The following is a 25,768-nucleotide window of genomic DNA, read 5'->3' as shown; positions in this document are numbered from 1 at the left end:
CATTCCCCCGCGGCTGCGGCGACAATACGCGTTTCGTCGCGCGCCGCGCCGCGCGCCCGCTGCCCATCCACATGTCGCTGTTTTCTCCGCGTCAGACGCCTGCCCCCCAGCCCGCCGTGAACACCCCATCCAGCCCCAAATCCGCCAACGCCCATCCTCTGGACGCGCTCACCGGCGGCGTCTTTTCCGCCGCCACCGCCGGCGAACGAGCCACCCGCGTGCGCGACTGGCTGGCCACCGGCCCCTCGGCCGAGCACATGAGCGAAGTGTTCAAGGAACTGAGCCAACGCGACCGCGGCGCGGCCAAGCCGCTGAAGGAAAAGCTCGACGAGCTCAAGCGCCAGAAGTCGCAAGAGCAGGCGGGTGCCGAATGGGCCGCCAAGGCCGAGGCCCTGCTCACCGCCTCGCGCCTGAACCTGGCCGACGCCCTGGCCTGGCAGCGCGACGCCGCGCGCGCGGGTGCGCCGCTGTCGCGCGAACCGCTCGCCACGCTGCGCCAGCAACTGGCCGAGCGCATCAAGTCCATCGAAGACCTGCAGCACGCGGTGCAGGTCGAGCGCGAGGCCGCGGTGCTGATTGCCCAGCGCATCGAGGTGCTCTCCACCAAGCCCTGGCGCGACGCCCAGCAGGCCGCCGACGCGCTGCGCGCCGATGTGGCGCAGTGGCAGCAGCAGATCGGTGGCCTCACGCAAGACGCGCAATGGGCCAGCGTCGAAGCCAAGTTCCCGCCCATGCTCGAGGCCTCGCGCCAGCAACTGCAGCTGGTGTGGGACGCTTTCGAGGCCGCGCTGGCCCAGGCCGTGGCGGCGGACGCCGACGCCAACGCACCGCTGCCGGCCGTCCCCGTGTGGGCCGACGAGTTGCGCACCGCGCGCGGGGTACCGCCCGCCGAGCAGCAGGCCGTCAACGAGCAGGCGCAGCAAGCGCAGCAGGCGCGCCGCGAGCGCGCCGGTGCCGACGTCGAGAAGGCCGTCGCCGCGCTGGAGGCCGAGGTGGCCCAGGGCCACGGCAAGGCCACGCCCAAGGCCGCGGCCGATCTGCGCCAACTGCTCAAGCAGCACGGCCGTCTCATCGGTCAGGCACTGGAGGCGCGCGCGCATGCCGTGCTCTCGCAGGCGGGTGAACTCGAAGGCTGGCAGCGCTGGCGCGCCGACCAGCTGCGCGAGGAACTCGTGGCCAAGGCCGAGGCGCTCACGCAGGCGCCAGAGGGCCAGCGGCCCACGGGGCGCAAGCTGCAGGAAGCCATCCGCCAGTTGCGCGAACAGTGGAAGACCACCGACCAGGGTGGCGCGCCCAACCATGCGCTGTGGAAGCGCTTCGACGAGGCCTGCACCGAGGCGCACAAGGGCGTGGAGGCCTGGCTCGCGCAGGTGCGCCAGCAGAGCGAGGCCACGCGCGCCCAGCGCCAGACCATCATCGATGAGCTCAAGGCCTGGACCGAGGCGCACGCCCAGAGCAGCGACTGGAAAGCCCAGTTGCGCGAGCTGCACGCCTTCTCGGAGCGCTGGCGCCAGGCCGGCCACCTGAGCGAAAAGGCTTTCGCCGAGGTGCAGCCGATCTGGAAGGACGCCATGCACCAGGCACATGCGCGCCTGGAGGCCGCGCAGGCCGAGAGCGTGGCGCGCCGCAAGGCGCTGATCGACGAGGCGGGGGCGCTGTCGCAGGCGCAGCCGCTGCGCATCGACGCCGTCAAGGCGCTGCAGCAGCGCTGGCAGGCCGAGGCACACGCCGTGCCGCTCGATCGCAAGCAGGAACAGAAACTCTGGGAGGCCTTCCGCTCGCCCATCGACGCCGCGTTCGAGCGCAAGACGAACGAGCGCCAGCAGCAGGCCAGCGCGATCAGCGCGGTCGATCAGCGCGTGCTGGACGCGTCGCGTGAACTCGAGGCGGCCACGCAGTCGGGCGATGCGCAGCGCATCCGTGCGGCCATGGCCGCGCTGGAAGCGGCCGGGCGCGCGGAACCGCCCGCCGCCGCCGCGCCGGCGCCCACCGCGTCGGACGCCACTGCGGGTGCTGAGGGCGCGCCGACCGCGGCCGAAGGCAGCGATGCCGCGCCGGCCAAGCCCGAGGCCCCGCCGCGCAAGCTGGTTGCCATGCGCGGCGACGACCGCCCAGGCGCCAAGAAGAGCGAGCCCGCGTCCCGCGACGCCCGGCGCGATGGGCGACCCGGCCGCCCCGACGCGCGTGGAGGCCGCGATGGCCGTGACGGTGGACGCGATCGCCGCGACTTCCGCGACGACCGCGAGCCGCGCGGTCCCCGCCTGGGCGACACCGCCTTCCGCGCGCAGCGCCAGGCCCTGGAAGCGGCGCAGGCCAGCCTTCGCCGCTTGGCCGAACAGGCGCACGGCGAAGTGCTCACGCAGGTGCTGGACGCCTGGCAGGCGCGCGACGCCGAGCAACTGCCCGCCGCGCAGGCCCTGGGCGGGCGCGTGGCGCCCGCTCAGCGCACGGCCTGGGCCGCCGCGCTGGGGCGGCCCGCGGGCGACCTGTCCGGTGAAGCCCTGCTGCGTTTGGAAATCGCCGCCGAGGCGCCGACGCCGGCGGAGCACCTGAGCGAGCGCCGCCTCTTGCAACTGCAATTGCTCACGCGCCGCAATGCGCCGTCGCCCGCCGAAACCTGGGCACAGGACGTGGCCCAGGTGCTCGCGGGCGCGCACGACGAGAAGTCGGCGCGGCGCCTGCAGGCCACGCTCAAGGCGCTGCTGAAGCGTTGAAGAAGCCGTCGTAGAGCGCGAGCAGGGCGGGGAACTCCTGCCCGAAGCGCTCGCGGCTGACGAAGTAGGCTTCGCAGGTCACGGCGAAGAACTCGGCGGGGTTCTTCGCCGCGTAGTCGTCCAGCCAGGGGGGCTCGCCGCCGAAGCGCTCGGCCATGGCCACGGCTTCGCGAAAGCCTTCGTAGGCGTCCTTCATCACGCGCTGCCAGTGCGCGCGCGCCGCCCGCGAATCGCGGGTGTTCAGAAAGCCATCGGGCAGGGTGGGTGCGCCCTGAGGCTGCTCGCCCACCTGCAGCTCGCGCATGTCCATCTTGTGCACGAACTCGTGGATCACCACGTTGTGGCCGATCGCGGCGCGCTCGCCCGCGCTGGCCACGTCCTCCCAGCTCAGCATCAGCGGGCCGCCGTCCATGGCCTCGCCGGCCAGGGCTTCGGTGTATTCGTGCACCACGCCCGCGTGGTCGCGCACCTCGCGGCGGGCGAGCACCGCGCCCGGCTGCAGCACGATGCCGACGAAATCGTCGTACCAGTCGAGCAGGTCGGGCAGGTGCCGCACCGCGCGGCCATCCGGGCCGTGCATGCCCAGCAGCGGCCGGCAGGCCTGGGCGGCGATGGACAGGGCCATGGCGTCGGTGACCACGAGTCCGTTGGCTCCGCTGAACTCCTTCTCGGCCATGAAGTGCTCGCAGAGCACGCGCAAGCGGGTGAGCGCGGCACCGCTCAGAGAGGAGAGGAAGGGCAGTGCCGCGAGCGTGTCGCGCCACAGGCCGTCCGGCACGGCGGCGGGGCGGCGCCAGCGGCGCCGCAGGGAGGCCAACCAGCTCATTCGAGTGGGACCCGCCGCGCGCTGCCGTCGGCGCTCAGGCGCAGCGCCTCGGCGCGCGGCGGCTGGGCGCTCGCGTCCCAGTCGCTGAGCACGGTGCGCTGGCGCCCTGGGCCCAGCCCATGTTCGCCGGGGCGATGGGTGTGGCCGTGGATGAGCGTGGCCGCGTCGGCGCGCGCCAGCCAGTCGCTCGCGGCCGCGTCATCGACGTCGGCCCACAGGCTGGGGTCGGGGCCCAGCGTGCGCTTGCGCGCCTCGCTGCGCACGCGAAGGTCGCGCGCGATGGCCTGGCGCTCGGCCAGGGGGCGCGAGAGGAAGTCGCGCTGCCAGTCGGCACCGCGCACCTGGGCGCGAAAGGCCTGGTAGTCGGTGTCGGCCAGGCACAGCGCGTCACCGTGGCTCAGCAGCCAGCGCCGACCACCGAACACCAGCACGGTCGGGTCGTGCAGACCGGTCATGCCGCAGGCGGCCAGGCCGGCGGGGCCCAGCAGGAAGTCCCGATTGCCGGCGATGAAAAAGGTGGGTACCTGCTGCGCGAACGCATGCAGCGCCTGTGCACAGCCCCGCCAGAAGCGGCGGTCGACATCGCCGTCCCCGTCGGGGGCGAGCAGGTCGTCGCCGACCCAGACCTCGAACAGGTCGCCGAGGATGAAGAGTGCGTCGGGGCGCGGCGTGCGCGCCAGGTAGGCGAGCCACGCACCCTGCGTGGCGGTGTCGCCCGCGTGCAGGTGCAGGTCCGAGATCAGCTCGACCGTTCGCCACGGCGCGGGCGCCACCAGCTCGGGGAAGCGCTCGGCCATGCGTGGCGGTGCGTCGCTCAGAGAGCGACAGCTTTCTCGATCACGACGTCGGTTTTCGGCACGTCGTCGTGGAAGCCGCGGCGGCCGGTGGGCAGGCCCTCGATCTGCTTGACGATCTCGCTGCCCGCGACCACCTTGCCGAACACCGCGTAGCCCCAGCCCTGCGCGCTGGGCGCGGTGTGGTTGAGGAAGCCGTTGTTGGCCACGTTGATGAAGAACTGCGCGGTGGCCGAGTGCGGGTCGCTGGTGCGGGCCATGGCGACGGTATAGACGTCGTTCTTCAGGCCGTTGTTGGCCTCGTTCTGGATCGGCGCGTCGGTGGGCTTCTGGTTCATGCCCGGCTCGAAGCCGCCACCCTGGACCATGAAGCCCGGGATCACGCGGTGGAACACGGTGTTGTTGTAGTGCCCCTTGTTCACGTAGGCCAGGAAGTTGGTGGTGGACTGCGGCGCCTTCTCGGCATCGAGTTCGAGCGTGATGACGCCCATGCCGGCGATGTGCAGTTCGACTTTCGGATTGGCCATGTTCATTTCTCCAGGCTGGCTTTGACGATGGTGACGGGGGTCTGGGGGACGTTCTGGTGCATGCCGCGGTTGCCGACCGGCACCGCGCGGATCTTGTCGACCACGTCCATGCCGGCAACGACCTTGCCGAACACGGTGTAGCCGTGGCCATCGGGCGAGGGCGCGTTGAGGCCCGCGTTGTCGACCACGTTGATGAAGAACTGCGAGGTGGCCGAGTTCGGGTTGGACGTGCGGGCCATGGCGATGGTGCCGCGGTCGTTCTTCAGACCGTTCGATGCCTCGAGCGCAATGGGCGCGCGCGTGGCCTTCTGCTGCATGTCGGTGGTGAAGCCGCCGCCCTGGATCATGAAGTTGCCGATCACGCGGTGGAACACCGTGCCGTCGTAGTGCTTGTCGTTGACGTACTGCAGGAAGTTCTCGACCGTCTTCGGTGCCTTGGCGGCATCGAGTTCGACCACGATGTCGCCGAGCGAGGTGCTCAGGCGCACGCGCGGCGATTTGTCCTGGGCCGGCGCGGCGAGCGGAAGGGAAAGCGCCAGGGCGGTGGCGAGCCCGGCGGTCAGGCGGGCGAGGGCGCGGCGTTGCAGCGTCATGAAGAGATCCTCAGCGGGTGGGGGTGTCGAGCAGGCCTTGCACGGCCTTGAGCTTGGGGGCCAAGCGCGGGTTGCGCGCGTCGAGGGACTGGGCGCGTTGCCACGCGCGTTCCGCCAGGCGCGCGTACACGTCGCCCAGGTTCTCGAGCGCCACCGCGTAGGCCGGGTTGGCGCGCAGCGCGGCTTCCAGTGCGACGCGGGCTTCGTCGTAGCGGCCGGCCGCGGCGTGCAGCACGGCCAGGTTGTTGTGCGGCTCCGGCAGTTCGGGGTTTTCCTGCGTGAGACTCGTGAAGGTCTCCATCGCGGCGGCGCTGTCGCCCTTCTCGTTCTGCGTCACGCCCATCAGGAAGCGCATCTGCGGATCGCGCGGGTTGGTGCGCAGGTAGTCCTGTGCGCGAGCAAGCGCCTGATCGAGCTGCTTGGCCCGCAGGAGGCGCGAGACCTCGTCATACGCAGTGGGTTGGGGGATGCTCGGCGACTGGGCCTGCGCCAACCAGGGCAGGGCCAGCATCAGTCCGGCCAGCAGGGCGCGGGCGAGGAGGCGGGAAAAGATGGGGACGGCGCGGTCCGGCGGTGAAGCTCGGTGGGACATGGAACCTCATGGGATGCGCCGGGCGAAGCGGGTGCCCGACCAGTGGCGCCCACTGGCGCGTGCGAGCGCGGGATGGGCGTCGATATACTGGCGCATTGTATCTGAGGGGTACCGGCGAGCCGGTCGCATCAGACCGTGCCTGCGGGGCGCCGGACCCGAGAGGCGCCGCGCTTGTGGACGCGGTTCGAGGCGGTCGGCACCGCACCCGCCCTGCGCCTTGCGATGACCCTGCATATCCACAACACCCTGACGCGCCGGCTCGAGCCTTTCGCGCCCATCGAGCCCGGTCACGTGCGCATGTACGTGTGCGGCATCACGGTCTACGACCTGTGCCACGTGGGCCACGCGCGCTCCAACATCGCCTTCGACGTGGCTCGCCGCTGGCTCGAGGCCAGCGGGTACCGCGTCACCTACGTGCGCAACATCACCGACATCGACGACAAGATCATCCGCCGCGCCGTGCAGAACGGCGAATCGGTTCGCGCGCTCACCGACCGCATGATCGCCGCGATGTACGAGGACTTCGACGCCCTGGGCATCGCACGCCCCACGCACGACCCGCGCGCCACCGATTACGTGCCGCAGATGCTCGACATCGTGCGCACGCTGGAAGGCAAAGGCCTGGCCTACCGCAGCGGCGACGGCGACGTGAACTACGCGGTGCGCCGCTTCCCGGGCTACGGCAAGCTCTCGGGCAAAACGCTGGACGAACTCAACGCGGGCGAGCGCGTGGCCGTGGCGCAGGGCAAGGACGACCCGCTGGACTTCGTGCTGTGGAAGGCCGCCAAACCCGAGGAGCCCGCCGACGCGCAGTGGGATTCGCCCTACGGCCGCGGCCGTCCGGGCTGGCACATCGAGTGTTCCGCCATGTCGTGCGCGCTGCTCGGCGAGACCTTCGACATCCACGGTGGCGGTGCCGACCTGCAGTTCCCGCACCATGAGAACGAGATCGCCCAGAGCGAGGGCGCCAACGGTGTGCCGCTGGCCAGGGTGTGGATGCACAACGGCTTCGTCAACGTCGACAACGAGAAGATGTCCAAGAGCCTGGGCAACTTCTTCACCATCCGCGAGGTGCTGCAGAAGTACGACGCCGAGACGGTGCGCTTCTTCATGCTGCGCGCCCACTACCGCAGCCCGCTCAACCACAGCGACGCGCACCTCGACGACGCGCGCGCCGCCCTGAAGCGGCTGTACACGGCGCTGTCGGCGGTGAAGGCCGTCGACTTGAACATCGACTGGAGTGAGCCGTTCGCCGCCCGCTTCAAGGCGGCGATGGACGACGACTTCAATACGCCGGTGGCGCTGAGCGTGCTGTTCGATCTCGCGAGCGAACTCAACCGCGGCAAGGACCCGCGCCAGGCCGGCCTGCTGCGCGCCTTGGGCGGCACGCTGGGCTTGCTGCAGAGCGATCCGGCCAGCTACCTGCAGGGCGGTGGCGCGGGCGATGCGCTCGATGAACCGGCGATCGCCGCGCGCATCGAGGCACGCGCCGAGGCCAAACGCGCCAAGGACTTCGCCGAGGCCGACCGCATCCGCCAGGAACTGCAGTCACTGGGCGTCGTGCTCAAGGACAGTGCCGCCGGCACCACGTGGGAGCGTGTCTGATGAGCGCCGTGTTGAGCGTGGCCGAGCCCGAGTACTGGCAGGATGCCTGCAAGCACCTGATGAAGCGCGATCGGGTGATGAAGAAGCTGATCCCGCGCTATCCCGACGGCTTCCTGCAGTCGCGCGGCGACGCCTTCGTCACGCTGGCGCGCAGCATCGTGGGCCAGCAGATCTCGGTGAAGGCCGCGCAATCCGTGTGGGACCGCTTCGAAGGCCTCACGCGCAAGATGACGCCCGCGCAAGTGCTCAAGCTCAAGGTGGACGACATGCGCGCTGCCGGGCTGTCGGCGCGAAAAGTCGAGTACCTGGTGGACCTGGCCCTGCACTTCGCCGACAAGCGTGTTCGCACCAGCGAATGGCCGACGATGGACGACGAGGCCATCATCGCGGAGCTGGTGGCCATCCGCGGCATCGGCCGCTGGACGGCCGAGATGTTCCTCATCTTCCATCTGATGAGGCCCAATGTGCTACCGCTGGACGACATCGGCTTGCAGACCGGCATCAGTCAGGCTTACTTTTCGGGTGAGCCGGTCAGCCGCAGCGAGATCCGCGAAGTCGCCGGGTCCTGGGCCCCGTTCTGCAGCGTGGCCACTTGGTATATTTGGCGGTCGCTCGATCCGCTCCCCGTCAGTTATTGAGTCACCCCCGCCGCGCTGCGCGCGACCCCCTCAAGGGGGCGGCGTCAGCGGACCGGCAAAGCCGGATCCGCGGCGCCCTGGGCCAGTCCCTGGAGCGCGCAGCGGATCTCAGTTAAGGAGCCTGTCTTGGCCAAGAAGAACTTTCTCGACTTCGAGCAACCGATTGCGGAGCTCGAATCCAAGATCGAGGAACTGCGTTACGTGCAGACCGAGTCCGCGGTCGACATCTCGGAAGAGATCGACAAGCTGGCCTCCAAGAGCCTTCAGCTCACCAAGGACATCTACAGCAGCCTGTCGCCCTGGCAGATCACCAAGATCGCCCGCCACGCCGACCGGCCCTACACGCTGGACTACGTGCGGGAGATCTTCACGCACTTCGTCGAGCTGCACGGTGATCGCCACTTCGCCGACGACCTGTCCATCGTGGGCGGCATGGCGCGCTTCAATGGCCAGCCCTGCATGGTCATCGGCCACCAGAAGGGCCGCGACACGAAAGAGCGCGGCCTGCGCAACTTCGGCATGACCAAGCCCGAGGGCTACCGCAAGGCCTTGCGCCTGATGAAGCTGGCCGAGAAGTTCAAGCTGCCGGTCTTCACCTTCGTCGACACCCCCGGCGCCTACCCCGGCATCGACGCCGAAGAGCGCGGCCAGTCCGAGGCCATCGGCCGCAACATCTTCGAGATGGCGCAGCTCGAGGTGCCCATCATCTCCACCATCATCGGCGAAGGCGGCTCCGGCGGCGCCCTGGCCATCGCCGTGGCCGACCAGGTGCTGATGCTGCAGTACTCCGTGTACTCGGTGATCAGCCCCGAGGGCTGCGCCTCCATCCTGTGGAAGACCAGCGAACGCGCGAGCGACGCCGCCGAGGCCCTGGGCATCACCGCGCACCGACTCAAGGCCCTGGGCCTGGTCGACAAGATCGTCAACGAGCCCGTGGGTGGCGCGCACCGCGACCACAAGCAGATGGCCGCCTTCCTCAAGCGCGCCCTGGCCGACGCCTACCGCCAGGTGGTCGACCTCAAGGTGAAGGAACTGCTGGAGCGCCGCCACGCGCGCCTCGACGGCTATGGCCGCTTCACCGACACCAAGGCCGACGTCAAAGACCGTCGCTGAGGCGAACGGATGGCCCGGTGCCGACGAGCTCGGCGACTGGGCGGCGCGGCACGCCATCGATCAAGACCTCGCACCGATCGGCATCGCCTGCAGCGGCGGGGCCGACTCGGTGGCCTTGCTGCTGGCCGCGCACGCGCGCTGGCCGGGGCGGTGTGTGGCGCTGCACGTGCACCACGGCCTGCAGGAAGCGGCCGATGGCTTCGAGGCCTGCGTGCGCGAACTCGCGGCTTCACTGGGCATGCCGGTGCACGTGGCCCGGGTGGACGCCCGGCACGCCCCCGGCCAGAGCCCGGAGGATGCCGCCCGGCTCGCGCGTTACAGCGCGCTGGCCGAACTGGCGAAAAGACAGGGCCTCGGCTGGGTGCTGCTCGCGCAGCACGGCGACGACCAGGCCGAGACCGTGCTGCTCGCGCTCTCGCGCGGTGCCGGCCTGCCTGGGCTGGCCGCCATGCCCGAGGCCTTCGAGCGCCATGGCCAGCGCTTCGGTCGCCCCTGGCTCGGCGTGCCCGCGCACAGCTTGCGAGAGGCCTTGATCGCGCGCGATCAGCGCTTCGTCGATGACCCGAGCAACGGCGACGAGCGCTACACGCGCAACCGCATCCGCTCGCAGTTGATGCCGGCCTGGGCGCACGCCTTCCCGGGTTACCGCGCCGCGCTCGCGCGCAGTGCGTCGCACGCCGCGCAGGCGCAGCGCCTGCTCGACGAACTGGCCTCGATCGACCTGCTCGCCACCGGCGAGCCGCCGCGCATCGCCGCGCTGCAGGGTCTCGCGCGCGACCGGCAGGCCAACGCCCTGCGGCACTGGCTGCGCCGCGTGCACGGCGTGGCGCCCAGCACCGCGCAGCTCGACGAATTGCTCGACCAGGTCCACGCCTGCCGCACGCGCGGTCATGCCATCCGCATCAAGGTGGCCGACGGCTTCGTGCAGCGCGACGGCGAGTGCCTGGCCTACACCCCCTCGGTATAATCCCGCGGTTTTGCCCGGCCCCGGTGGCTGTGCGGCGCGCGCCCCGATGAAGCCCTGAAGGACCCGACGCGCCGCGTCCCTTCTCCATTCCAAATGGCCCTCATCGTTCACAAGTACGGCGGCACCTCCATGGGGTCGACCGAGCGCATCCGCAACGTCGCGCGTCGCGTCGCCAAATGGCACAAGGCCGGCCACCAGATGGTGGTGGTGCCCAGCGCCATGAGCGGCGAAACCAACCGCCTGCTCGGTCTCGCCAAGGAACTGGCGCCCTCGAAGCAAGGCAAGGCCTACGGCCGTGAGCTCGACATGCTGGCCGCCACCGGCGAGCAGGCCTCCTCCGCGCTGCTGGCCATCGCGCTGCAGGCCGAAGGCATGGAGGCGGTGAGCTACGCCGGCTGGCAGGTGCCCATCAAGACCAACGACGCCTACACCAAGGCCCGCATCGAATCGATCGACGATGCGCGCGTGCGCGCCGACCTCGACGCCGGCAAGGTGGTCATCGTCACCGGCTTCCAGGGCATCGACGACGACGGCAACATCACCACGCTGGGCCGCGGCGGCAGCGACACCTCGGCCGTGGCCGTGGCCGCGGCGCTCAAGGCCGCCGAGTGCCTGATCTACACCGACGTCGACGGCGTCTACACCACCGACCCGCGCGTGGTGCCCGAGGCGCGCCGCCTGCTGCGCGTGAGCTTCGAGGAGATGCTGGAGATGGCCAGCATGGGCTCCAAGGTGCTGCAGATCCGCTCGGTGGAATTCGCCGGCAAGTACCAGGTGCCGCTGCGCGTGCTCTCCAGCTTCACGCCTTGGGACATCGACCTCGCCGAAGAGGCCGCCTCCGGCACCCTGATCACTTTTGAGGAAGACGAACAAATGGAACAAGCCGTCGTTTCCGGCATTGCGTTCAACCGCGACGAGGCCAAGGTCTCGGTGCTCGGCGTGCCCGACAAGCCCGGCATCGCCGCGCAGATCCTGGGCGCGGTGGCCGACGCCAACATCGAGGTCGACGTCATCATCCAGAACCTGAGCAAGGACGGCAAGACCGACTTCAGCTTCACGGTGCACCGCAACGACTACCAGAAGACGCTCGATCTGCTCAAGGCACAGGTGGTGCCCGCGCTTGGCGCGGCCGACGTGGTGGGCGACAACCGCATCTGCAAGGTCAGCATCGTCGGCATCGGCATGCGCAGCCACGTGGGCGTGGCCAGCCGCATGTTCCGCTGCCTCAGCAACGAAGGCATCAACATCCAGATGATCTCCACCTCGGAGATCAAGACCTCGGTGGTCATCGACGAGAAGTACATGGAACTGGCCGTGCGCGCGCTGCACCGCGAGTTCGATCTCGACCAGACCGCCGACACGATCAGCGCCTGAGCGGGGCTGGCCCGCGTGTGCTTTGGGGCATAATGCGGGCTTCGCGGAGTGATGACCGAGTGGCCGAAGGTGCTCCCCTGCTAAGGGAGTATGGGGTGTAGAGCCTCATCGAGGGTTCGAATCCCTCTCACTCCGCCAGATGTTCTTCATCGACAAAGGCGCCCCGCGGGGCGCCTTTTGTTTTGCCCGATCCGTTTGCCGATCCGCCAGACCCACCCATGTCACAAAGCCTGTCGCGCACCGCCTTCGCCACCCTGTTGCTCATCGCCTTCATGATGGGTGCCAACCACGTGGCCGCGCGCCTGGCCTTCGACCATGGCGTCACCGTGGCCACGGCCGTGACCTTCCGCAGCGGCGTCACGGCGCTGGTGGTTGCGGCCATCCTGCTGGCCTACCGCGTGCCCTTCAAGCTCAACGCGCGCCACCGCAAGGCCTTGCCCGCCATCGGCCTGCTGGTGGGCGTGCAGAGCCTTTGCCTGTACGCGGCCGTGGCGCGCCTGCCGGTGGCGCTGGCGCTGCTGGCCTTCAACACCTACCCGCTGTGGACGGCGTTGTGGGCGCGCCTCGTGTACGGCCAGAGGCCCGCGCCGCATCTGCTCAAGGCGATGCCGCTGATGCTGCTGGGCCTGGCGCTGGCGCTGGACGTGTCGGGCGCGGCCTCCGGCCTGGGCGCGGGCGGGCACTGGGCGCGCATCGGCGTGGGCGTGGGCTTCGCGCTCGCTGCGGCGGCCAGCTTTGGCCTGGCGCTGGTGTTCACTCAGCACGAGGCGGGCGACCTCGATGGCCGCCTGCGCACGGCCACCACCATGGGCATCGTGGCGGTGATCGCGCTGGCCGCCAGCGCCACGCAGGGTGGGCTGCATTTTCCGGACGCGCTGCCGGGCTGGTGGGGGCTGCTCGGCCTGACCTTCCTCTACGGCACCGCCTTCACCATCATGTTCACCGTGCTGCCGCGCCTGGGTGTGGTGGGCAACTCGGCCATCATGAACATCGAACCCATCTTCGCGCTGGTGCTGGCCTGGGTGTTCCTGGGGCAGTCGATCGCGGCGATCCAGGTGGCGGGTGGCCTGATCGTGGTGGCCACGGTGATGTGGCTGGGGTTGCGCAAGGGCTGAAGGTCGCGGGGAACCGCGGGGCGGGGCGCTGCCACGGAACGTGGCAACCACCGGCCAGCAGGTCCCGCCGCACATGTCCGACCCCGCGCAGAACCCCGATCTCGATCCCGACACCGACTCTCTCCCGCACACGACCCGACTGGCGATCGCCGAGTTGCGCGCCGGGGTCCTGCATGAACAGCAAGGCGACTTCGCGCGCGCGGCGGCATGCTACGAAGGCGTCATTTCCGCGTGCGGGACACCGCCCGATGACCCCGGCCTACTGGCCGCCGCCTTGTGCCACATGGGCGGTCTCCTGGTGGGGCAAGGCAACCTGCTCCGCGCCTTTCCCTTGCTGGAGCGAGCGCGCGGCCTGCTGGAGGGGGAGGGCGAGACGCCCGCGTTGTCGTATATCGAGTTCCACATCGGCCTGGCGAGAATCGCGCAGGGGGAGGTGGAAGGGGGGCTCGCTGCCCTTTCGACGGCTGAGCGAATCCAGCGGGCTTGCGGCGACCACCGGCACCTGAGCGCCACGCTGTCGGCGCAGGCCGTCGTCTGCGTTCGCCGCCGCCGGTTTGCCGCAGCGGAGGCCTTGCTGCGGCAGGCCCTGGGCATCCAGGAGCGCCTGGAGGAGCACGAGGCGAAGGTCCACACGCTCCGGTTGCTCGGCTATTGCATGGCCGAGCAAGGCCGCAGCATGGCCGCCCGGCGCTTGCGCATCGAGGCCGAGCAGTTGTCGCTGTTGCTGTCCCTTCCTCGGCCGAATGCCACCACCGCCGGTGGCGATGATCCGGGTTCCACGGTCGCGCACGCCATCGACGGTGCGCGTGTCTGGCTTCAGTAGCGCGCGATCGCTCGTGCCGGGGCGCTCAAGTCGCTTCGTCGTCCAACGACGCGCTCCAGCGATCCCCCCAATCCTTGAGCGTGCGACGGTCGCGCTTGGTCGGCCGTCCCTGCACCTGGCTCAAGGCGGGCTCGGGCGCCAGGCGGCGCTGTTCGGCGCTGGCCAGCCGGCGCGCCACCGACTCGGGTGTTTCCTCATAGAGCTGCTGCGCCACCGGTGCCGGCCCGCGCACCGAACTCAGCCCGCGCACGATCACCGCGCGCAGGTCGTTGCCTTGGCGGAACTCGATGGTGTCGCCCACGCGCGGCTCGCGCGAGGCCTTGGCCGCCTGCCCATTGACGCTCACGCGACCCTTGTCGATCGCCTCGGCGCTCAAGGCGCGGGTCTTGAAGAAACGCGCGGCCCACAGCCACTTGTCCAGGCGCACGCGCTCGGGTTCGGTCTTCGTCGTCGTCATGTCGTCGTGGTGGAGGCCAGGGGCAGGCGCACCGTCGCGTCGAGTCCGCGCACGCTGCCGCCGTCCATGCGATTGTCCAGTTCGATCTGCCCGTCCAGCGATTGCACCACCTCCCGGCAAATGGCGAGCCCGAGGCCCGAGCCCGAGAGGCTGGGGCTGGCGCGGTGGTCGGTGGCGAAGGGCTGGAACAGCCGCTCGCGCAGCGCGGGCGCGATGCCGGGGCCGCTGTCGCGAACGATGAGCGCCGCGGTGCGCTCGTCGCGCAGCAGGCCCACGCGCAAGGCGCCACCGGGCGGCGAGTGCTTGATGGCGTTGTGCAGCAGGTTGCGCGTGAGCTCGCGCAGCGCCCATTCGTGGGCGCGCACCGGCGCCGCCTCGCTCACGTCCAGCGCGAAATCCAGCGAGCGGTCGGCGATCAGCGCCGACAGGTCCAGCGCCACCGCGCGCACCACGGCGGCCCAGTCGCTCACGGGCACGTCGCGGTCCTGGCGCAACTGCTCCACCTTGGCCAGCGCCAGCATCTGGTTGGCGAGTTCGGTCGCGCGGTCCACCGTGTGCGCGATCTCCTCGAGCGCCTGGCGCGGCTCCACATCGCCGCGCCGCGCCGACTGCAGCTGCGTCTTCAGCACCGCCAGCGGCGTGCGCAACTGGTGCGAGGTGTCGCGCACGAAGCGCTTCTGGTGTTCCAGCAGTTGCGACAGCCGCTGCATGTGCTGGTTGGTCGCGTCCAGCAGCGGCAGCAGCTCGCGTGGCGCGTCCTGCGCGGGCAAGGGCGACAGGTCGTTCTCGCTGCGCGAGGCGAGCGCGCGGCTGATGTCGCGCACCGGCCGCGTGGCGCGTTGCACCACCAGCACCACCACGAAGGCGATCACCGCCAGCAGCGCGGCCTGGCGCCACAGCGTGTCCACCAGGATCTGGCGCGCCAGGGTTTCGCGCAGCTCCAGCGTCTCGGCCACCTGAATGGTAGCCATGCCCTGGCCTTGCACGCCGGCCACGGGCTGCAGCAGCACGGCCATGCGCACCGGCACGTCGCGGTAGCGCTCGTCGTAGAAGCTCACCAGCGCGGCGTAGATGTTGTCCGAGGGCGCGTCGCGCCGGGGCGGCGGCATGTCGGCGAAGCCCGAGACCATCTCGCCCTGGAAGCCGCTCACGCGGTAGAAGAGCCGGCTGCGGTTGTCGGCCTCGAAAGCCTCGAGCGCGGAGTACAGCACCGTGGCCTGCACGTGTACCTCGCCGTTGCGCGAGGTGACCTGCAACTGCTCGCCCAGCGACTTGGCCGTGGCCAACAGGGTGCGGTCGTAGGCGGTGTCAGCGGCGGCCAGGGCCTGGCGGTACAGCACCACGGTGTTGAACACCACATAGCCGAACACCGGCAGCAGGATGCCCAGCAGCAGCGTGCGGCGCAGCGACAGCGCGCGCGGCTTCATGGGTTGCCTTTGATGAGGTAGCCCAGCCCGCGCAGGGTGACGAGCTGCGCGCCGGTGTGCGCGATCTTCTTGCGCAGGCGATAGGCCACGACCTCGATGGCCTCGGGCTGCACGTCGTTTTCGCCCGGGAAGACGAGTTCGAACAGGCGCTCCTTGGCGATGGCGTGGCCCGGGCGCGCGAGCACGGCACGCAGCAGGGCGAGTTCGCGCGGGGGCAGCTCCAGGGGCTGGCCCAGGTGGTAGACGGCGCCGCTCTCGCGGTCCACGGCCATGCCGCACCAGGCGGTGGCGGGGGCGGCCTCGGCGCCGCCCGCACGGCGCACCAGGGCGCGCACGCGGGCCTCGAGTTCGTCCAGGTCGAAGGGCTTGGGCAGGTAGTCGTCGGCACCGGTGTTCAAGCCCAGGATGCGGTCGCCCACCGTGCCGCGCGCGGTGAGGATGATCACCGGGGTCTTGAGGCCATTGCTTCGCGCCTGCGCGAGCACCTCCAGGCCGTCCTTGCCGGGCAGCGACAGGTCGAGCAGCACCGCGTCGGGCTGCGTATCGCGCCACAGCGCCAGCGCGCGCTCGCCGTCGTCGCAGGTCACCACCTGGATGCCGCGCCGCTCGAAGGCACGGCTCAGCGTGGCCTGCATGGTGGTGTTGTCTTCGACGAGCAGGAGCTTCATGGGGGCACCGATTATGGAGAGGCGCGCACCTCAGGGTTTCTCCCAGGGTGCCCGACAGCCAACTGACAGCCCCCGGCGCGACCATTCGCGGCGCCGATTCCACAACCCAGGAGACATGCCATGCGCCGCGACACCTTCCTCAAATCCCTGGCCGCGCTCGCCGCTGCTGGTGCCTTGCCCAACGCGGCATGGGCTGCCGCCAACCTCAAGATGATGATCCCCGCCAACCCCGGCGGCGGTTGGGACGGCACCGGCCGCGCGCTCGGCGACGCCCTGCGCGACGCGGGCGTGGCGTCTTCGGTGACCTACGAGAACAAGGGCGGCGCGGCCGGCGCCATCGGCCTGGCCCAGTTCTTCAACGCCAGCAAGGGCGACCCGAACGCCCTCATGGTCATGGGCGCCGTCATGCTCGGCGGCATCATCACCGGCAAGCCACCCGTGTCCATCACCCAGGTCACGCCCATCGCGCGCCTCACCACCGAATACAACGTCTTCGTCCTGCCGGCCGAATCGCCGCTCAAGACCATGAAGGACGTGGTCGAGCAGCTCAAGAAGGACCCCGGCAGCGTCAAGTGGGGCGGCGGCTCGCGCGGTGCCACCGAGCACATCGCGGCGGCGCAGATCGCGCAGGCCGTGGGCGTGCCGGCCGCCAAGATCAACTACGTGCCCTTCCGCGGGGGCGGCGAGGCGGTCGCCGCCATCCTGGGCGGCAACGTCACCGTGGGCGGCAGCGGCTACAGCGAGTTCCAGCCCTACATCGAGAGCGGCAAGATGCGCGCCATCGCCGTCACCTCGGACAAGCGCCTGGACGGCATCAATGTGCCCACGCTGAAGGAGCAGGGCATCGACGTGGTGATCGGCAACTGGCGCGGCGTGTACGGCGCGGCCGGCATCACGCCCGCGCAGCGCGACGCGCTGGCGGCCATGATCGTCAAGGCCACGCAGAGCAAGTCCTGGGCGGAGGCGGTGAAGAAGAACAACTGGACGCCCGCGCTGCTGACCGGCAAGGCCTTCGAGGAGTTCGTGGACCGCGACTTCTCCAGCCTGCGCGCGACCATGGTGCGCGCGGGCATGGTCTGAGCCGGGCCGCGTCATGAGCGAGATGCAGCAGCCCGCGTCGGTGAACGCGGGGCAGGTGGCGATCGGCCTCGGGGCGCTCGGCGTGGCCGTGGTGCTCGCGGTGGGCGCCTGGCAGATCCCCTCGGCGTCGGGTTACGCGGGCGTGGGCCCCGACTTTCTGCCCTGGGTGATGGGCGCGGCCATGGCCGTGTGTGGAGGCCTGCTGCTGTGGCAGGCGCTGCACGGTGGCTGGCGCGACGTGGAGCCGCCCTCGGGCGCCGAGCGCGGCGACTGGCGCGCCCTGGCCTGGGTGGCGGGCGGCGTCGTCGCCAACGCGGCGCTCATCACCACCATCGGCTTCGTGCTGAGCTGCACGCTGTGCTATGCGCTGGCGGTGCGCGGTCTGCGCCTGAGCGAAGGCCGCGCCGCCGGTGGCGCGCGCACCACCGTCATCGACGCGGTCACCGGCGTGCTGATCTCGGCGCCCGTGTTCTGGGTCTTCACCAAAGTGCTGGCGGTCAACCTGCCGGGCATCAGCGCCGGCGGCTGGATCTGACATGAGCGAGATCCTGAGCCAACTCATGGGCGGCTTCGCCACGGCCGCCACGCCCCTCAACCTGCTGTGGGCACTGGCCGGCTGCGCGCTGGGCACGGCCATCGGCGTGCTGCCCGGGCTGGGCCCGGCCGTCACGGTGGCCATGCTGCTGCCCATCACGGGCCAGGTGGAGCCCACCGCCTCGATGATCTTCTTCGCCGGCATCTACTACGGCGCCATGTACGGTGGCTCCACCACCTCCATCCTGCTCAACACGCCCGGCGAGACCGGCACCATGGTGACGGCGCTCGAAGGCTTCAAGATGGCCAAGAACGGCCGCGCGGGTGCGGCGCTGGCCACGGCGGCCATCGGCTCCTTCGTGGCCGGCACCATCGGCACCGTCCTCGTCACGCTGTTCGCGCCCTTCCTGGCGGAATTCGCTGTGCGCCTGGGGCCGCCCGAGTACTTCTGCCTCATGCTGCTGGCCTTCACCACGGTGAGCGCGGTGCTGGGCCAGAGCGCGCTGCGCGGTCTGGCCGCGCTGTTCCTGGGCATCTCGCTGGGCCTGGTCGGTATTGACCAGATCACGGCCCAGGTGCGCTACACCGGTGGCGTGCTGGAGTTCATGGACGGCGTGGAGGTGGTGCTGGTGGCCGTGGGCCTGTTCGCGGTGACCGAGGCGCTCTACAACGCGCTGTACGAAGGCCGCTCGCAGAGCAGCATGAACCGCCTGACCAAGGTGCACATGACGCGCAACGAGTGGCGCCGCTCATGGCCGGCCTGGCTGCGCGGCACGGCGATCGGCTTTCCCTTCGGCACCATTCCGGCCGGCGGCACCGAGATCCCCACCTTCCTGAGCTACGCGACCGAGCGCAAGCTGGCCGACCCCGAGGCGAAGCAGAGCTTCGGCACCTCGGGCGCGATCGAGGGCGTGGCCGGCCCCGAGGCGGCCAACAACGCGGCCGTCACGGCCACGCTGGTGCCGCTGCTGACGCTGGGCATCCCCACCTCGGTGACGGCGGCGATCCTACTGTCCGCCTTGCAGAACTACGGCATCAACGCCGGACCCCAACTGTTCCAGACCTCGTCGGCCCTGGTGTGGGCGCTGATCGCCTCGCTCTACATCGGCAACGTGATGCTGCTGGTGCTGAACCTGCCGCTGGTGGGCCTGTGGGTGAAGCTGCTGAAGATCCCGCGTCCGCAGCTCTACGCCGGGATCCTGATCTTCGCGACGGTGGGCGTGTACGGCATGCGCCAGAGCGCGTTCGACCTGTACCTCATGTTGGGCATTGGCCTGCTGGGCGTTCTGATGCGCCGCTTCGATTTCCCCGCCGCGCCGGTGATCGTGGGCCTCATCCTCGGGCCACTGGCGGAAGCGCAGATGCGCAACGCGCTGTCGATCGGCGAGGGCAACTGGCTGGTGTTCGTGCAGCGGCCGATGTCGCTTATTTTGCTGATCGTGGTGGTGGGCGTGCTGGTGGTGCCGAGGCTGCTGGCGCGGCGGCAGAAAAGGGACTTGGCTTCGGCTTGAGGGATGTTGCGCGCTTCCATTTCGCGCGTCTACCTCGCGAAGTTCGCGGCCACTGGGCGCCCTGCTCCGCGAATGTCCCCCGCCAAGGGCTGCGCCCTTGGCTCCTCCTTTATTTCGCTGCGCAGGGCACCCAGCGTCCGCGAGCCAGAGATACGTTCGAGTGCCAACAGACGAGTGCCCATGAGGTCGTCGGTGATTGGGTGTCCGGCGTAGCGAAATAAAGGAGGAGGAGCGGAGCGCGCCAGCGATCCGTTCCGGGGGACATTCGCGGAGCCGGACACCCAAGCGCCGATGACCGCAGCCGCCGGAGAAGAACCCTTGGGTGAGGAAAAAACATACCCCACCCGGGTACCATCCCTCCCATGACCCGCGACGACCGCCTGCCCCGCGACGCGCAGAGCATCCTGGAGCTCGCCGCGCGCTCCATGTTCGACCTCTTCGCCAACGCCAGCGAAGGCATGCTGCTGGTGGACCGGCACGCGCGCGTGGTCTGGATCAACGACCAGTACCGCCGCTTCCTGCCCGCCCTGGGCTTCGACCGCGAGGAAGACTTCGTCGGCCAGCCCGTCAGCAAGGTCGTGCAGCACACCCAGATGCACCGCGTGCTGGAAACCGGCAAGCCCATCCTCATCGACCTGCTCACCAACCGCGCCGGCACCTTTGTGGTCACGCGCATCCCCTTGCGCGACGAGGCCGGCGAGGTCATCGGTGTGCTCGGCATCGTGCTCTTCGACCACCCCGAGACCACGCTGCAACCCCTCATCACCAAGTTCGCCCGGCTCGAGCAGGACCTGCACGACGCGCGCCGCGAACTCGCCCACCAGCGCCGCAGCAAGTACACCTTCGCCAGCTTCGTCGGCACCAGCGCCGCGGCGGTGGAGGTCAAGCGCCAGGCGCGCCGCGCGGCCCAGTCCAGCAGCCCCGTGCTCCTGCTCGGTGAAACCGGCACCGGCAAGGAACTGCTCGCGCACGCCATCCACGCCGCCTCGCCGCGCGCCGGTCGGCCCTTCGTCAGCGTGAACATGGCCGCCGTGCCCGAGACGCTGCTCGAGGCCGAGTTCTTCGGCGTCGCGCCAGGCGCCTACACCGGCGCCGACAAGAAGGGCCGCGACGGCAAGTTCAAGCTGGCCGACGGCGGCACCCTGTTCCTCGACGAACTGGGCGACATGCCCATGGCCCTGCAGGTCAAGCTGCTGCGCGCCCTGCAGGAGGGCGAGATCGAGCCACTGGGCTCGAACAAACTCGTGCCCTTTGATGTGCGCGTGGTGGCCGCCACCTCGCGCGACCTGCCGCAGATGGTGAGGGAAGGGCGCTTCCGCGAGGACCTGTACTACCGCCTGAACGTGTTGCCCATCCGCGTGCCGCCGCTGCGCGAACGCCAGAGCGACGTGCCGCTGCTCATCGAGGCCCTGTGCGAGGACATCGCCGCGCGCGGCGGCGGGCCGCAACTCGAATTCGGCGCCGAGGCGCAGGCCCTGCTCGCGGCCCAGCCCTGGCGCGGCAACATCCGCGAGCTGCGCAACGTGCTGGAGCAGCTCGCCCTGCGCACCGACTCGCCGCTGATCAATGCGGCCCAAGTGGACGAGGTGCTGCGCGAGGCCGGCCTGCCCGCGCTGGCGCCGGTGCGCGAAGCGCCGCCGACGGGGGGCGCGGCCGAGGTCGAATGGCGACCGCTCGCCGAGCAGGTGGCCGAGCTCGAGCGTCGCGCCATTGCCCAGGCCCTGGCGCGCACCGGCGGCAACCGCAGCGCGGCGGCCAAGCTGCTGGGCATCTCGCGCGCCAGCCTGTACGACCGTCTGGCGGCCTTCGAGGGTGTGTCCGAATTTCCGGCATCTGTCTGAATTTCAGACAATGGGGCGAAATTCGATTGTCTGAATTTCAGACAGCCATTTAGGTGACTCGTAAGAAAATCCTTTGAGATCAACGGCTTGTCGAGCTGGCACGGCACGTGCACCACGGTGGCACGGCGCACCGCGCTGTGCCAGCAACCATCAGGAGACAAGTATGTTCGACACCACCCGCCGCCTGGCGGTGATCGCCCTGGCCTGCACGGCCACCCTGGGTTTTGCCCAAGCCAGCAAGGGCGAAATCCGCATCGCCCACATCCACAGCAAGACCGGCCCGCTGGAGGCCTACGCCAAGCAGACCCACACGGGCCTGATGATGGGCCTGAACTACGCCACGGGCGGCACCATGACGGTGGCGGGCAAGAAGATCGTGGTGATCGAGAAGGACGACCAGGGCAAGCCCGACGTGGGCAAGAGCCTGCTGGCCGCCGCCTACGCCGACGACAAGGTCGATCTCGCCATCGGCCCCACCGCCTCGCCCGTGGCGCTGGCCATGCTCCCCGTGGCCGAGGAGTACCGCAAGATCCTGCTGGTGGAGCCCGCCGTGGCCGACTCCATCACCGGCGACAAGTGGAACAAGTACATCTTCCGCACCGGCCGCAACAGCAGCCAGGACGCCGCCGCCAACGCCGTGGCGCTCGACGCGCCCAACAACGTGATCGGCGTCCTCGCCAACGACAACGCCTTCGGCCGCGACGCCGTGAAGGCCGCCAAGGACTTCACCACCAAGGCCAAGATCGTCCACGAGGAGTACCTGCCCGTGGGCACGACGGACTTCACCGCCGGCTTGCTGCGCCTGGTCGACAAGCTCAAGGACCAGCCGGGCAACAAGTACATCTCGGTCGTGTGGTCGGGCGCACCCACGCCCTTCGCCAAGATCGCCGAGATGGAGCTGGACAAGCGCTACGGCATCAAGCTCGCCACGGGCGGCAACATCCTGCCGGCCATGGTGGCCTACAAGCAGTTCCCGGGCATGGAGGGCGCGCTGTACTACTACTTCGGCATCCCCAAGAACCCGATCAACGAGGCCATGGTGTCGGAGCACTACCGCCAGTTCAAGCAGCCGCCGGATTTCTTCACCGCCGGTGGCTTCAGCGCCGCCATGGCCGTGGTGACCGCGCTCAAGAAAACCAACGGCGACACCAACACCAACAAGCTCATCCAGACCATGGAAGGCATGAGCTTCGACACGCCCAAGGGCACCATGACCTTCCGCAAGGAAGACCACCAGGCCATGCAGAGCATGTACCACTTCCGGATCAAGGCCGACCCGGCCTTCGCCTGGGGCGTGCCTGAACTCGTGCGTGAGATCAAGCCTGAGGACATGAACATCCCCATCCGCAACAAGCGCTGAACCTGGCGTGCGCCCGGCGGGCGCACGAACCCCCATGCTGCAAACCTCGAACCTCACGGTCCGCTTCGGCGGGCACGTGGCGGTGAACGCTGTCTCCTGCGCCTTCGCGCCGGGCACGCTCACCGCCATCGTCGGTCCCAATGGCGCGGGCAAGACGACCTACTTCAACCTGATCTCGGGCCAGATCAAGGCCAGCGCCGGCACGGTGACGCTGGACGGGCGTGAGCTCACGAACCTGAGCGCGCCGCTGCGCACGCGCGCGGGCCTGGGGCGCGCCTTTCAGCTCACCAACCTGTTCCCGCAACTGAGCGTGCGCGAGAACGTGCGCATGGCGGTGCAGGCGCGCGCCGGCGCGGGCATGGACTTCTTTCGCATCTGGAGCGACCGCAAGGACCTGATCGAGCAGGCCGATCGCATCCTGGAGACCGTGGCCCTGGCCGACAAGGCCAACGCCCGCGCCGCCAGCCTGCCGCACGGCGACCAGCGCAAGCTGGAGGTCGGCATCCTCATGGCGCTGGACCCCAGGGTCTACATGTTCGACGAGCCCACCGCCGGCATGAGCGTGGACGAGGTGCCGGTGATCCTGAACCTCATCCGCAGCCTCAAGGCCGACAAGTCCAAGACCATCCTGCTGGTGGAGCACAAGATGGACGTGGTGCGCGAGCTGTCGGACCGCATCATCGTGCTGCACAACGGCGAGCTGGTGGCCGATGGCGAGCCCGAATCGGTGATCGCATCGCCCGTGGTGCAGCAGGCCTACCTGGGCGTGAACCCCGAAGAAGAGGTGAGCGCATGACGCAGCCGCTGCTGACGCTCGAGGGTGTGCACACCCACATCGGCGCGTACCACATCCTGCATGGAGTGGACCTGCAGGTGCCCGCCAACCAGCTCACCATGCTGCTGGGCCGCAATGGCGCGGGCAAGACGACCACGCTGCGCACCATCATGGGCCTGTGGCACGCCAGCCAGGGCCGCATCACGCTCGCCGGCCAGGACATCACCGCCCGCGCCACGCCCGACATTGCGCAAGGCGGCGTGGCCTACGTGCCCGAGAACATGGGCATCTTCGCGGACCTGAGCGTCAAGGAGAACATGCTGCTGGCCGCGCGCGGCGCGCGCACCATCGACGACGTGGACACGAAGCGCCTGGAATGGATCTTCGACATGTTCCCGGCGATGAAGAAGTTCTGGCTGCACCCGGCGGGCAAGCTCTCGGGCGGACAGAAGCAGATGCTCGCCGTCTCGCGCGCCATCGTCGAGCCGCGCCAGTTGCTGCTCATCGACGAGCCCAGCAAGGGCCTGGCGCCGGCCATCATCCAGAACATGATCGCGGCCTTTCGCGAACTCAAGGCCGCGCACACCACCATCCTGCTCGTCGAGCAGAACTTCAATTTCGCGCGCCAGCTCGGCGACACGGTGGCCGTGATGGACGACGGCCGCGTGGTGCACAGCGGCGCCATGGCCGAACTGGCCGAGGACGCCGCGCTGCAGGCGCGCCTGCTGGGCCTGTCGCTCGGAGCGCACCAATGAACACCCACGTGACCACCGCGCCAGCCGCATCGAACCCCACCGCCCGCTGGCAGGCCCTGAAAGACTTCGACTGGAAGCCCGTGGCCCTGGTGCCGCTGCTCGCGGCGCTCGCGCTGCCTGCGGTCGGCAGCGGCTCGACCTGGCTCACGCTCACCGTGGCCGGCCTGGCCATGGGCCTCATCGTCTTCATCATCGCCTCGGGCCTCACGCTCGTGTTCGGCCTGATGGACGTGCTCAACTTCGGCCACGGCGTGTTCATCGCGCTGGGCGCCTTCGTCGCGGTCAGCGTGTTCGGCGGCCTCAACGCCTACGCCATCGCCGACAGCTTCTGGCTCAACCTGGTGGCCCTGGTGCCCGCAATGCTGGTGGCCATGCTGGTGGCTGGCGCGCTGGGCCTGGTGTTCGAGCGCTACATCGTGCGCCCGGTCTATGGCCAGCACCTCAAGCAGATCCTCATCACCATGGGCGGCATGATCATCGGCGAGGAGCTGATCAAGGTGATCTGGGGCCCGGGCCAGCTCGCGCTGCCGCTGCCTGAAACCCTGCGCGGCAGCTTCATCATCGGCGACGCCTCGATTGAGAAGTACCGCCTGCTGGCCATGGCCGTGGGCCTGGCGGTGTTCGCCGCCATGGTGTGGACGCTCAACCGCACCAAGGTGGGCCTGCTGATCCGCGCCGGCGTGCAGGACCGCGAGATGGTCGAGTCCCTGGGCTACCGCATCCAGCGCCTGTTCGTGGGCGTGTTCGTGGCCGGCAGCGCGCTGGCCGGCCTGGGCGGCGTGATGTGGGGCCTGTACCAGCAGACCGTGCTGCCGCAGATGGGCGCGCAGGTCAACGTGCTGATCTTCATCGTCATCATCATCGGCGGCCTGGGCTCTACGCTGGGCGCGCTGGTGGGCGCGCTGCTGGTGGGGCTGATGGCCAACTACACGGGCTTTCTCATGCCCAAGGTGGCGCTGTTCTCCAACATCGCGCTCATGGTCGCCATCCTGCTGTGGCGGCCGCAGGGGGTCTACCCCGTCGCCAATCGCTGAGGAGAGCCCACCGTGTTGTCCCGTTTGCTCTCCCACGACCTGCCGCGCAGCCGCTGGCTGGCCATCCTGCTGGTGTTGCTGGTGCTGGGCCTGGCCTTCGCGCCCTTCCTGTTCCCCGGCGTGAAGGCGCTCAACGTCGCGGCCAAGGTGCTGATCTTCATCGCCCTGGTGGTCAGCTTCGACCTGCTGCTGGGCTACACCGGCATCGTGAGCTTCGCGCACACCATGTTCTTCGGCATCGGTGCGTACGGCATCGCCATCTCGGCCAATGCCATGGGCCCCACCTGGTGGGCGCTGGTGGTGGGTGCGGTGGGTGCGCTGCTGCTCTCGCTGCTGCTGTCGCTGCTCATCGGCCTGTTCTCGCTGCGCGTGCGGGCGATCTTCTTCGCCATGATCACGCTGGCCGTGGCCTCGGCCTTTCTCACGTTGGCCTCGCAGCTCTCGCACATCACCGGTGGCGAGGACGGCCTGACCTTTCGCCTGCCCGAGCTGCTCTCGCCCGGCTTCTCGCTGCGCGAGGAGGACTTCGAGGGCCCCTTCGGCGCGGTGCCGCTCAACGGCCGCTTCATCACCTACTACCTGATCTTCGGCGTGGTGTCGCTGATGTTCCTGGTGATGCTGCGCATCGTGAACTCGCCCTTCGGC

25 protein-coding genes and 1 tRNA gene are annotated in these 25,768 nt (G+C 69.6%); 18 read left to right on the top strand and 8 right to left on the bottom strand.

What is annotated here, in order from left to right; translation table 11 throughout:
- The first annotated feature begins 71 nt into the window (after nucleotides 1-71).
- Nucleotides 72-2,714 (top strand): DUF349 domain-containing protein, encoded by a 2,643-nt coding sequence (locus VLG41_RS20605; protein WP_325351260.1) that lies wholly within the window; start codon nucleotides 72-74, stop codon nucleotides 2,712-2,714.
- Here VLG41_RS20605 and VLG41_RS20600 read toward each other — a convergent pair.
- The 5 genes from VLG41_RS20600 to VLG41_RS20580 are packed head-to-tail and all read right to left on the bottom strand — an operon-like array spanning nucleotide 2,692 to nucleotide 6,046.
- On the bottom strand, nucleotides 2,692-3,540 hold the full coding sequence (locus tag VLG41_RS20600; RefSeq protein ID WP_325351259.1) for a M90 family metallopeptidase: 849 nt from the start codon (nucleotides 3,538-3,540) through the stop codon (nucleotides 2,692-2,694). The genes VLG41_RS20605 and VLG41_RS20600 overlap by 23 nt on opposite strands.
- The gene (locus VLG41_RS20595; protein ID WP_325351258.1) at nucleotides 3,537-4,337 is read right to left on the bottom strand and encodes a UDP-2,3-diacylglucosamine diphosphatase; all 801 of its coding nucleotides are present in this window, start codon (nucleotides 4,335-4,337) and stop codon (nucleotides 3,537-3,539) included. Before VLG41_RS20595 ends, VLG41_RS20600 begins: the two co-directional genes overlap by 4 nt.
- 17 nt (nucleotides 4,338-4,354) lie before the next feature.
- A complete protein-coding gene (locus tag VLG41_RS20590) occupies nucleotides 4,355-4,861 on the bottom strand; it encodes a peptidylprolyl isomerase (RefSeq protein WP_325351257.1) in 507 nt (168 codons plus the stop codon).
- 2 nt (nucleotides 4,862-4,863) lie between these two features.
- Nucleotides 4,864-5,454: a peptidylprolyl isomerase gene (locus tag VLG41_RS20585; RefSeq protein WP_325351256.1), complete on the bottom strand. Its 591-nt coding sequence runs from the start codon at nucleotides 5,452-5,454 to the stop codon at nucleotides 4,864-4,866.
- Nucleotides 5,455-5,464: 10 nt separating this feature from the next.
- Nucleotides 5,465-6,046: a tetratricopeptide repeat protein gene (locus VLG41_RS20580; protein ID WP_325351255.1), complete on the bottom strand. Its 582-nt coding sequence runs from the start codon at nucleotides 6,044-6,046 to the stop codon at nucleotides 5,465-5,467.
- 222 nt (nucleotides 6,047-6,268) lie between these two features.
- Here VLG41_RS20580 and cysS point away from each other — a divergent pair, with 222 nt between their 5' ends.
- The 8 genes from cysS to VLG41_RS20540 all read left to right on the top strand — a co-directional run bounded on the left by cysS (nucleotide 6,269) and on the right by VLG41_RS20540 (nucleotide 13,681).
- The gene (gene cysS / locus VLG41_RS20575; RefSeq protein ID WP_325351254.1) at nucleotides 6,269-7,651 is read left to right on the top strand and encodes a cysteine--tRNA ligase; all 1,383 of its coding nucleotides are present in this window, start codon (nucleotides 6,269-6,271) and stop codon (nucleotides 7,649-7,651) included.
- On the top strand, nucleotides 7,651-8,289 hold the full coding sequence (locus tag VLG41_RS20570) for a DNA-3-methyladenine glycosylase 2 family protein (RefSeq protein WP_325351253.1): 639 nt from the start codon (nucleotides 7,651-7,653) through the stop codon (nucleotides 8,287-8,289). Before cysS ends, VLG41_RS20570 begins: the two co-directional genes overlap by 1 nt.
- 126 nt (nucleotides 8,290-8,415) lie before the next feature.
- A complete protein-coding gene (locus VLG41_RS20565; RefSeq protein WP_325351252.1) occupies nucleotides 8,416-9,402 on the top strand; it encodes an acetyl-CoA carboxylase carboxyltransferase subunit alpha in 987 nt (328 codons plus the stop codon).
- Nucleotides 9,356-10,369 (top strand): tRNA lysidine(34) synthetase TilS, encoded by a 1,014-nt coding sequence (gene tilS / locus VLG41_RS20560; protein ID WP_325351251.1) that lies wholly within the window; start codon nucleotides 9,356-9,358, stop codon nucleotides 10,367-10,369. The genes VLG41_RS20565 and tilS overlap by 47 nt, the downstream gene beginning before the upstream one ends.
- A 93-nt stretch (nucleotides 10,370-10,462) precedes the next feature.
- Nucleotides 10,463-11,743 carry an aspartate kinase gene (locus VLG41_RS20555; RefSeq protein WP_325351250.1) on the top strand — a complete coding sequence of 427 codons (1,281 nt, stop codon included), beginning with the start codon at nucleotides 10,463-10,465 and terminating at the stop codon, nucleotides 11,741-11,743.
- 45 nt (nucleotides 11,744-11,788) lie between these two features.
- Nucleotides 11,789-11,881 (top strand) — tRNA-Ser (locus tag VLG41_RS20550).
- 80 nt (nucleotides 11,882-11,961) lie between these two features.
- Nucleotides 11,962-12,858 carry a DMT family transporter gene (locus VLG41_RS20545; RefSeq protein WP_325351249.1) on the top strand — a complete coding sequence of 299 codons (897 nt, stop codon included), beginning with the start codon at nucleotides 11,962-11,964 and terminating at the stop codon, nucleotides 12,856-12,858.
- A gap of 73 nt (nucleotides 12,859-12,931) precedes the next feature.
- On the top strand, nucleotides 12,932-13,681 hold the full coding sequence (locus tag VLG41_RS20540; protein WP_325351248.1) for a hypothetical protein: 750 nt from the start codon (nucleotides 12,932-12,934) through the stop codon (nucleotides 13,679-13,681).
- A 25-nt stretch (nucleotides 13,682-13,706) separates the two neighbouring features.
- Here the strand turns inward: VLG41_RS20540 and VLG41_RS20535 are convergent, their stop codons facing one another.
- Genes VLG41_RS20535 through VLG41_RS20525 form a run of 3 tightly spaced genes read right to left on the bottom strand, consistent with a single transcriptional unit; the run spans nucleotide 13,707 to nucleotide 16,233 of the window.
- Nucleotides 13,707-14,138, bottom strand: a complete 432-nt coding sequence (locus VLG41_RS20535; RefSeq protein ID WP_325351247.1) for an RNA-binding S4 domain-containing protein — start codon at nucleotides 14,136-14,138, stop codon at nucleotides 13,707-13,709.
- Complete coding sequence (locus tag VLG41_RS20530; protein ID WP_325351246.1) at nucleotides 14,135-15,565, bottom strand: sensor histidine kinase; 1,431 nt, start codon at nucleotides 15,563-15,565, stop codon at nucleotides 14,135-14,137. The genes VLG41_RS20535 and VLG41_RS20530 overlap by 4 nt, the downstream gene beginning before the upstream one ends.
- On the bottom strand, nucleotides 15,562-16,233 hold the full coding sequence (locus VLG41_RS20525; RefSeq protein ID WP_325351245.1) for a response regulator transcription factor: 672 nt from the start codon (nucleotides 16,231-16,233) through the stop codon (nucleotides 15,562-15,564). Before VLG41_RS20525 ends, VLG41_RS20530 begins: the two co-directional genes overlap by 4 nt.
- A 120-nt stretch (nucleotides 16,234-16,353) precedes the next feature.
- On the opposite strand from VLG41_RS20525, the gene VLG41_RS20520 reads away from it, so the two are divergent.
- From VLG41_RS20520 to VLG41_RS20480, 9 genes are all read left to right on the top strand, one after another.
- Nucleotides 16,354-17,313, top strand: a complete 960-nt coding sequence (locus VLG41_RS20520) for a Bug family tripartite tricarboxylate transporter substrate binding protein (protein WP_325351244.1) — start codon at nucleotides 16,354-16,356, stop codon at nucleotides 17,311-17,313.
- Between the two features lie 13 nt (nucleotides 17,314-17,326).
- Entirely contained in the window at nucleotides 17,327-17,848 is a 522-nt protein-coding gene (locus VLG41_RS20515; protein ID WP_325351243.1) for a tripartite tricarboxylate transporter TctB family protein, read from the top strand.
- A gap of 1 nt (nucleotide 17,849) precedes the next feature.
- Entirely contained in the window at nucleotides 17,850-19,358 is a 1,509-nt protein-coding gene (locus VLG41_RS20510; protein WP_325351242.1) for a tripartite tricarboxylate transporter permease, read from the top strand.
- Nucleotides 19,359-19,720: 362 nt separating this feature from the next.
- A complete protein-coding gene (locus VLG41_RS20505; protein WP_325351241.1) occupies nucleotides 19,721-21,199 on the top strand; it encodes a sigma-54 interaction domain-containing protein in 1,479 nt (492 codons plus the stop codon).
- A 163-nt stretch (nucleotides 21,200-21,362) separates the two neighbouring features.
- Nucleotides 21,363-22,559 (top strand): substrate-binding domain-containing protein, encoded by a 1,197-nt coding sequence (locus tag VLG41_RS20500; protein ID WP_325351240.1) that lies wholly within the window; start codon nucleotides 21,363-21,365, stop codon nucleotides 22,557-22,559.
- 34 nt (nucleotides 22,560-22,593) lie between these two features.
- A complete protein-coding gene (locus VLG41_RS20495) occupies nucleotides 22,594-23,355 on the top strand; it encodes an ABC transporter ATP-binding protein (protein WP_325351239.1) in 762 nt (253 codons plus the stop codon).
- A complete protein-coding gene (locus VLG41_RS20490; protein ID WP_325351238.1) occupies nucleotides 23,352-24,089 on the top strand; it encodes an ABC transporter ATP-binding protein in 738 nt (245 codons plus the stop codon). Before VLG41_RS20495 ends, VLG41_RS20490 begins: the two co-directional genes overlap by 4 nt.
- Nucleotides 24,086-25,123, top strand: coding sequence for a branched-chain amino acid ABC transporter permease (locus VLG41_RS20485; protein WP_325351237.1), 1,038 nt, complete (start codon nucleotides 24,086-24,088; stop codon nucleotides 25,121-25,123). Before VLG41_RS20490 ends, VLG41_RS20485 begins: the two co-directional genes overlap by 4 nt.
- Before the next feature lie 12 nt (nucleotides 25,124-25,135).
- The coding region (locus tag VLG41_RS20480) for a branched-chain amino acid ABC transporter permease (RefSeq protein WP_325351236.1) at nucleotides 25,136-25,768 on the top strand (633 nt) is incomplete at its 3' end.

The sequence above is a fragment of the Hydrogenophaga sp. genome (assembly GCF_035481345.1).
Taxonomy (GTDB): Bacteria; Pseudomonadota; Gammaproteobacteria; order Burkholderiales; family Burkholderiaceae_C; genus Hydrogenophaga.
Note: the sequence above shows the minus strand (reverse complement) of the source record. Positions and strands in the feature narration are given on the sequence as shown.